The organism is Mycobacterium attenuatum, assembly GCF_900566085.1.
Classification (GTDB): Bacteria; Actinomycetota; Actinomycetes; order Mycobacteriales; family Mycobacteriaceae; genus Mycobacterium; species Mycobacterium attenuatum.
Genome location: NZ_UPHT01000123.1, coordinates 38,312 through 45,632 on the forward strand (window position 1 = coordinate 38,312; position 7,321 = coordinate 45,632).

Annotated in this window: 8 protein-coding genes and 1 tRNA gene; 2 read left to right on the plus strand and 7 right to left on the minus strand. The window is 64.8% G+C overall.

The genetic code is table 11. The features are described 5' to 3' along the window. Positions 1-47 precede the first annotated feature (47 nt). Entirely contained in the window at positions 48-1,700 is a 1,653-nt protein-coding gene (gene argS, locus EET13_RS20280) for an arginine--tRNA ligase (protein ID WP_168990843.1), read from the minus strand. A gap of 125 nt (positions 1,701-1,825) precedes the next feature. On the opposite strand from argS, the gene EET13_RS20285 reads away from it, so the two are divergent. Both EET13_RS20285 and EET13_RS20290 read left to right on the plus strand, forming a co-directional pair. Continuing rightward, positions 1,826-1,901, plus strand: a tRNA-Arg gene (locus EET13_RS20285). Positions 1,902-1,980: 79 nt separating this feature from the next. Beyond that, positions 1,981-2,292, plus strand: a complete 312-nt coding sequence (locus EET13_RS20290; protein ID WP_122443959.1) for a hypothetical protein — start codon at positions 1,981-1,983, stop codon at positions 2,290-2,292. 312 nt (positions 2,293-2,604) lie between these two features. On the opposite strand, the gene EET13_RS20295 is transcribed toward EET13_RS20290, so the two are convergent. The 6 genes from EET13_RS20295 to EET13_RS20320 all read right to left on the minus strand — a co-directional run bounded on the left by EET13_RS20295 (position 2,605) and on the right by EET13_RS20320 (position 6,887). Beyond that, positions 2,605-2,898, minus strand: a complete 294-nt coding sequence (locus tag EET13_RS20295; RefSeq protein WP_244604014.1) for a hypothetical protein — start codon at positions 2,896-2,898, stop codon at positions 2,605-2,607. 302 nt (positions 2,899-3,200) lie between these two features. Continuing rightward, positions 3,201-3,404, minus strand: coding sequence for a hypothetical protein (locus EET13_RS20300; RefSeq protein WP_122443960.1), 204 nt, complete (start codon positions 3,402-3,404; stop codon positions 3,201-3,203). Positions 3,405-3,496: 92 nt separating this feature from the next. Next, positions 3,497-4,936 (minus strand): phage major capsid protein, encoded by a 1,440-nt coding sequence (locus EET13_RS20305; protein ID WP_122443961.1) that lies wholly within the window; start codon positions 4,934-4,936, stop codon positions 3,497-3,499. Positions 4,937-4,942: 6 nt separating this feature from the next. After that, entirely contained in the window at positions 4,943-5,494 is a 552-nt protein-coding gene (locus EET13_RS20310) for an HK97 family phage prohead protease (protein ID WP_122443962.1), read from the minus strand. Between the two features lie 128 nt (positions 5,495-5,622). Further along, the gene (locus EET13_RS20315) at positions 5,623-6,105 is read right to left on the minus strand and encodes a phage terminase small subunit P27 family (protein ID WP_122443963.1); all 483 of its coding nucleotides are present in this window, start codon (positions 6,103-6,105) and stop codon (positions 5,623-5,625) included. A 263-nt stretch (positions 6,106-6,368) separates the two neighbouring features. Then, complete coding sequence (locus EET13_RS20320; protein ID WP_122443964.1) at positions 6,369-6,887, minus strand: hypothetical protein; 519 nt, start codon at positions 6,885-6,887, stop codon at positions 6,369-6,371. Between the last annotated feature and the right edge of the window lie 434 nt (positions 6,888-7,321).

A 7,321-nucleotide genomic window follows, 5' to 3' on the forward strand; every position in this document is an offset into this window, starting at 1 on the left:
CGTGGGCCGGCTGTCTTCGGTGTGTCGTGGGGCGGCCGGGTGGGCGTTCACATTCGCTCCGGTGCGGTGACTCCGAGTATTGACAGGCCGTTGGCAATGACCTGGCGGGTGGCCTGGCACAGCGCCAGGCGCGCCGCGTGCAGGTCGGTGGGCTGCTCGTCACCTTGCGGCAACACCCGGCAGGAGTCGTAGAAGCGGTGGTAGTCGCCGGCCAGATCCTCCAGGTAGCGGCACACTCGATGGGGCTCGCGCAGGGCTGCCGCAGTCTTGAGTACTCGCGGGAACTCGCCGATGGTCAGCAGCAGCTTGCCCTCTTTCTCGTGACTGAGCAGCTCCAGGTGCGTGGTGTCGGGTATCAGCCCAAGTTCAGCGGCGTTGCGCGCCAAAGCTGATAGCCGGGCATGTGCGTATTGGACGTAATAGACCGGGTTTTCATTCGACGCCGAAGACCACAGCGCCAGGTCGATGTCGATCGCCGTGTCCACCGACGAGCGAATCAGGCTGTAGCGCGCGGCATCCACGCCGAGCGCTTCGACCAGGTCGTCGAGGGTGATGACGGTGCCCGCCCGCTTGCTCATCCGGACCGGCTGGCCGTCACGCACCAGGTTGACCATTTGGCCGATGAGCACCTCGACGGTCGCCGGATCCTCACCGAATGCGGCCGCGGCCGCCTTGAGCCGGGCGATGTAACCGTGATGGTCGGCGCCGAGCATGTAGATGCACAGGTCGAAACCGCGTTGCCGCTTGTCCAGGTAGTAGGCGAGGTCACCGGCGATATAGGCCGGCTTGCCGTCGCTCTTGATCACCACCCGGTCCTTGTCGTCACCAAAAGCGCTGGTGCGCAACCAGGTTGCGCCGTCCTTGTGGTATACGTTGCCGCTTTCGCGAAGCCTCGTAATGGCCTGGTCGACCCGGCCGCTAGTGTGCATCGAGTCTTCGTGGGTGTAGACGTCGAAGTCGGTGCCGAACTCGTGCAACGACTCTTTGATATGTGCGAACATCAGGTCGACACCGATTTCGCGGAAGGTTTCCCGCATCTCGGATTCGGGCAGGCTCAGTGCCTCGGGAGCTTTTTCCAGCACGTGCGCGGCGATGTCGGTGATGTAGCTGCCGGCGTAGCCGTCGGCCGGGGTGGGCTCGCCCTTGGCGGCGGCGATCAAGGAGTTGGCGAATCGGTCGATTTGGGCGCCGTGGTCGTTGAAATAATATTCGCGGACCACGTCGGCACCCTGTGTGGTGAGCAAGCGGCCCAGCGCGTCGCCGACGGCGGCCCAGCGAGTGCCGCCGATGTGAATCGGCCCCGTTGGGTTGGCCGAGACGAATTCCAGGTTGATTTTCTGTCCGGCCAACAGGTCGGAATGCCCGAAATGGTCGCCGGCGTCGATGACGCTGTTGACGACCTGGGCCTGCGCCACCGTCTCGAGGCGCAGGTTGATGAATCCCGGTCCTGCTACTTCCGCCGAGGCGATACCGTCAGCGTTCGTCAGCGCCGCGGCGAGCCATCCGGCCAGTTCGCGCGGGTTGACACCGACCTTCTTGGCGAACTGCAATGCCAGGTTGCTGGCGTAGTCGCCGTGTTCGGGATTGCGTGGCCGCTCCACGACAACTGCCTGAGGCAACACAGACGTGTCGAGGCCATGTTCGGCCAGCACTGCAGCGGCGGTCGCCTTGAGCAGCTCAGCCAGGTCGGCGGGGGTCACGAACGTCCATCCTATGGTCTGGGCCGCTCGGGGCTCGAATCCAGAGCGGTGGCCCGGCGGCAACCGCGATGCGCTAGTCTGTCCGTGCTTGTTCAAGCCCCAACGGCGCAACATGGTGTTGATGCGCCCCCGTAGCTCAGGGGATAGAGCGTCTGCCTCCGGAGCAGAAGGCCGCAGGTTCGAATCCTGCCGGGGGCACCATTTGACCAGCGCAGATGTGTTTCCGCACAAGATTCGCGCAATTTAGGTGGCGTGGCTCCAAATGAAATGGAGTCCGACCATGACCACACCCACATCCGCCGTCCCCCTGCCTCCCGGCGCCAAGTACGCCGACCTGTGGGAAGACGCCACCACCGACCAGCCCTATCGGCGGATCACCGGCGAGGTCCGCGGCGTGACCGGCAACACCAACGTGCTGGTGTGGGTCGAGGCCGTCCAGTACGCCGACGGCAGCCTCGACCAGTCCGCAATTGACCGCCCCTCGGTGCAAATCGAGGCCAACCAAGAAGCCCTGAGCAGCCGGCAGGCACGTGAGCTAGCCATGGCGCTGCTGACCGCCGCCGACGAGTTGGATGGGTGGGCCAAGCGATGAGCACGGGCGGCAAACCGGACTGTGGTCAGGTGATTTCTCTCGGAGGTTCCGCTCCGCTTCTAGGTCGAACTCTTCGGCGTCGAACTCAAGGGCTACCTTGAGCAGCCGTCCATCATTGGTTACGGCCACCACTGACCAAACGGTCGGGTCAGCCGGGACGAACTCCGCCGAAGACCCCGCGATCTCCTCATCGCCGACAAGCGCAGCAAGCTGTAGCTGTATTGCCCAGGGCGCGCTGTTGCTCGGCGTACTGGTGTCCCTGAGGGGGGATCTTCATGCAACAGCACGCTAGCCGGTAAGCCGCCACGGAGGCTATTGCGCCCGGCCCGCTGCACTTGTCATGGCCTGCACAGCGGCCAGTCGCCCGCCCCGCCGCTGCTGACCCTTCGCCAGCTTGTCCAGCAGCTCGACCAGCCGCCCGGCCGCCGCCGGCTGCTGCGGCATGGCCTGCGGGTCGTCCAAAATCCGGGCCATCGCCACGGCGCACGCCACCAGCCCCGGACGCTGGACGGCGGCCAGATTGCCGGCCAGCTCGGCCCGCACCGCATCCACCACGGCCGTCGATACCGGCTCAGGTGAGTCATTCGACTCAGCTGGCGGGACCACCCGCAGCCGCTTCGCCCGATGGGCGCGCTGATACTCGCGGTTCGCTTCCCGGCACGTACCGCAGCGACAGCCACGGCGGTACCGGGACCGCCCGTGCGGCAAGTCGTCCGTCGTCACGTCGTTACACAGCCCTTCTTTGCGAAACTAGTCCACCCGTGGCGATCGTGACGGGTTCTGTTTGCTCAAGGGGCGACACCGCCCCCCTATGTCTGCATATCAGCAGTTCAGCGCACTGTCTGGTGGGCAACCACGGTGCCTACGACCGTGGTTGCTTGAAGCTTGCCTAAAGCCGACAATTCGCCTTACTGCCAGCCGGTGATACGCAAACCGTTGGCCTTAGCCCAGGCCGACCACCGGTCACGGTCGGCCTGCTCAATCCGTTCACTGAGCGAATGAATCGGGTCCCGGTTTTGCTCCTCAAAGAGCCTGCGCAAACGCTCGCGCTGTCGCCACTGCTCAAGCCAGTCGGGAATGTTTTCCTCGTAGCCTGGTACCGCTTCGGCCATTGGGTTTGCACCTTTCTTCTTTGCCGCTAAGTCCCCCTGGCGCGGCGGCTCGACAGGGAAAGGGGACCCTCGCCGCGCCAGGGGAAGATTTGCTAGGCGGTGGTCTGCACCTTCAACACGCGGAACGCGTTGTCCACCAAGACGTCTGAGCCGGTGCGGAACCAGGCGAAAAATCCACGCTGGCCAGTCGGTCGGCGGCCAGCGCCGAACACGTGCGGCACCAGCTCTACGGTGCTTCCGACCCGATCAGTAATCAGGAACTGCGACCAATCACCAAGCACCAGCGGGTAGCTGGTGGCGGTTACCGCAGCGTTGACCGTGTCCATGTTCGACACTTCCCACATACGGCGCCCACACAGCATCGGCGGATTATCCTGCAAAGCAGGGAACTTCAACGCACCGGCTGCGGTTTCCGCCTGCCGCAGCACGTTGATCGTGGTCAGGTTCGCCGCGAACGCCGAATTGGGTTGGAACCGTGCAGGTAACGCGGACTGCAGCGCGTAGGCGTCTGCGGCCACGACGGTTTCGCTACCGACGCCGCTGACCGCGTAGGTCGCGACCTCGGTCAACGCAGGAATGAACCCGGTGGGCTGGCCCGTTCCGCTGCCGCCGACATAGGCGGCGGCGGTCAACTGCTCGACTGAATCCAACAGCAGGCGACTGACCTCGGTGACGAAACCCGCTCCGTCGCCTTCAATTTCGATGCTGAACGGCACCCAGGCTGCGCCTTTGTAGCAGGGCACGGCGGGTTGCGAGAGCGTGGGGCTGGCGTCGGCCACCTCCGCGGCCTCATCCAGCCACTCGGCGGTCACACCCTCACTCGAAACGCCGTGCCACACATCACCGATGGTTTGCACCACCCTGGCCATCTGCCGCAGCGGATTCACAGAACCGCTGCTGGACAACAAGATTGCGGGATCAAGCTGAGCCGGGATCAGGAACCCGCCCGTGACGTCGACCGCGCCCATTGCGCGTTCGGCCTGTACCTGTGCTGCGGCACGCCAGGCTTCTGCTTCCTCGGCCGTCCACAGCGTTTGGCCCATCTCAGGATTGGCGACCTTCTTGGCGAACGCCCGCAGATAATTCTGATCACCGGCCGCGGCGGCCCAGCGGGAAGCCCACGAACGGGACTGCGGCGCACCGGTCGTCACGAGCCGTTCGACAGTCTCGGCTCCGCGCGCCTGCATGGTGCCGCCCCTCACGGCACGCTCAAGCACACGCATTGCGCGGTCACGCTGACGATCCGGGGCCGGGCGGTCCTCGTCATACGGCGACCGCTGCTCGCCGTTGAGGGTGTGCATGCCGTTGGCGCCGCCCTCGGTGCGAAGCTCGCCCGATTGCAGACCGCGGACCAATGCGGTTAAGTCATTGGCGTGCTGACGGTCGCGCTCACGGAGCTGCTCGGCGTGCCGGGTCAACGCCTGGAAGCGCTCGGCGGCCGGTCCGGTCAAGTCGCCGTCGGTGCTGTCGAGTAATTGCTGGGCAGCCGCGCGGGTCTGCTCGATGGTCATGTTCTCAATGAGTTCGGTCATGTTGTTTCACCAATCAAAAAGCGACAGCCGGGCTTCGGCTATCGAACGGGGAATGACAAGTTGCTGTGGTTGCGCCGCCCGGATGCCGCCGACAAGAGCGCCTTCGTAGGCGGGCATCGACACCAAGCTGATTTCGCGCAGCTTGGCCTCTGCCCTTACCAGAACGCCGTTTTCGCGGCGGTCCCGAACCGGCTCGAAACAGATGGAGAACGCGTCGAGCGTGCCCGTGCGGACCAGCTCGAGCACGTCGTCACCCTCGCGGGTATTGGGGATGGCGAACTCGCCGTGTAGGCCGTCGTCACGTTCCTCTAATGCCGTTGCGCGGCCTATCGGGAACCGTCGCCGGTCATGCCCAGCGAGCAATTTGATTTTGTGCGCGCGCTGCTCCAAAGAACGCTGAAACGAACCGCGGACGAACATTTCATCGAACCTGGACCCGTCGTACTCAGTAATCGTTGTCCGCTGGTTATACGGGACGCAGATTCCCCAGATACGGCGGCCTTGCTCATCGGCACGTAGTTCGGTGCCGAATATGTCACGGCGCTGAGAATTGTTCATTAGCAATCGCTTCCGCAAGGCAACATCAACCACAGATGTCCGGCGGGTGGCCTTACCGGGTCCACCCCGGCGTCAGCGACGTACAGAACGTTGATTATGATTCTAGCAATGCAGGAGAACATTTTCAGCTAGCCAGCCGCGAACGGATCGTCAACGTCGCCGGAATCGACTGGAAGCGAGGCCAACCGCGCTTCGGCCGCGGGGCTGAAACCGAACTCGCGGGCGAATTGCAGGATCTGGGCGCGGGAAGCCCTGGCGTCGGCCACCGCCGGATGCGGATGCTGGTGGCCGGTTTTGGGGTTGGTGATGATCCGGCCCTCGGCAGCGACGAGAGCGACCGCGGCCGCGTGGTCGGCGACGGCCTGGCAGTAACAGGCCAGTGCTTGCGCGTCGACCTGCTTTAACAGGTCCATCGGTTCCAGCTCAGCCAGAATGCGGTCCCATTCGGCCCGTGCGGCCCCATCGAGCCAGTCGGGCGGGTCCGGTGCCTCTCGTACGAACTTCGGCGTCGTTGGCACCAGCCGGCCACCGCTGTCGCGGCCCGCCGACGTGCCCTTGAGTAACTTCAACCCGGCCGGGGCCGGAATCCGGCCGCTACCATGACCACCCACGGGTTACCTCCTGATTTTGGATTCGGTTTTCTGACTGCGTGCATGCCGGGACACCGTGGCGATCAGGTGCGCCCAGGGGGTGGCGATCACTTGATACCCCCCCTGACCTGCGGTTTTGTCGCTCAGCCGATGAGTGCAAGCTGATCACCTCCTCCTTGGTTGCCTTTGCGTGTGTTGCATATCCACGCCAACCGGGTTGTCGCGCACTGGATGCGGCAGAAGCGTCACCGTGGCGGTGTCCCGTCGGGCAACGGTCATGATCGTCACCCCGCGGTGTCAGGCCGGTTCAGTGTCCGCGCGACCCGCTCAAGTCCGGCCAGGCCGCCGGGCGTGGCGAGTGTCGAGCCGGGTGCCATGTAGGCCAGTGCTGCCGCGGCGCCGATGAGAGCTGTTGCCCGGCCAGCCTCCTCAGCTTCACAAAGGACGGAGTTTGCACCGTCCGAGTCGTTGTGCTGACGGTAGCGAAAGAACATTGCGGCCCGCTTGATGTCCCGGCCGTGGGCACGCTGGTCTGTACCGGGGGCTTCATCGGTGGCGTGGGTGGCCATATCCAACGCAAGTTCGCCGAGCGCTCGGATGCCCTCGGGCGTTCCGATTGTGTTGCCGTCCTCGGCAATCGCGGTGTCAGCGACGGCCCACAGTAGGGCTGATAACCGGCGGTCGGCTTCAGCGGTGCGGATGATTTCGGTTACGCCTGCAACGTCCTGGCGGATGTGGTGCGCGATAAGTGCTGCGGCCCGGGCGAAGTCGAGCCGGGTTGGAGTCTGGTCGTTGCTGGTCATGCTGGTTTCCTTTCGGTGGTGACGACGAAGCTGCCCGGTTTTTCTTGGGCAACGGCCTACGGTGCCGGCCCGCGGAGTGGGGCTGTAGTCCGCAGTCAGTGCACACACCGCAGCGGTAGCGTTCGGCACGGCGCTCCCGGCCGATCCGCGCGTGGTCCGTCAAGAGCCACGGGGCGGCGCACTCTTTGCAGCGCCGGTTGCCCGGCTCCGGCGGTTGTTGGCGGCAGTCGGGGCACCGGCGTGGAAGGCAGGGGCCGGTCATCGGGTGCCGCCGGTGTTTGCTGCAGCTTTGGCTGTGCAGCGTGAACACACGCCGCGGGCGCGGGCTGAGCGCATGTGCTCAGGGATCGGGGCACCGCAGTCACGGCAATGTGGACTGTGGCCGTTAATGGCTATGCCGTTTATATGCGCTACATCCGCAACATCCGCAACAG

Excerpts from the sequence above, each read along its gene's own strand:
- EET13_RS20290 (WP_122443959.1), top strand. The coding sequence starts at position 1,981 with ATGACCACACCCACATCCGCCGTCCCCCTGCCTCCCGGCGCCAAGTAC.
- EET13_RS20320 (WP_122443964.1), bottom strand. The coding sequence starts at position 6,887 with ATGACCAGCAACGACCAGACTCCAACCCGGCTCGACTTCGCCCGGGCC.
- EET13_RS20305 (WP_122443961.1), bottom strand. The coding sequence starts at position 4,936 with ATGACCGAACTCATTGAGAACATGACCATCGAGCAGACCCGCGCGGCT.
- EET13_RS20310 (WP_122443962.1), bottom strand. The coding sequence starts at position 5,494 with ATGAACAATTCTCAGCGCCGTGACATATTCGGCACCGAACTACGTGCC.
- EET13_RS20300 (WP_122443960.1), bottom strand. The coding sequence starts at position 3,404 with ATGGCCGAAGCGGTACCAGGCTACGAGGAAAACATTCCCGACTGGCTT.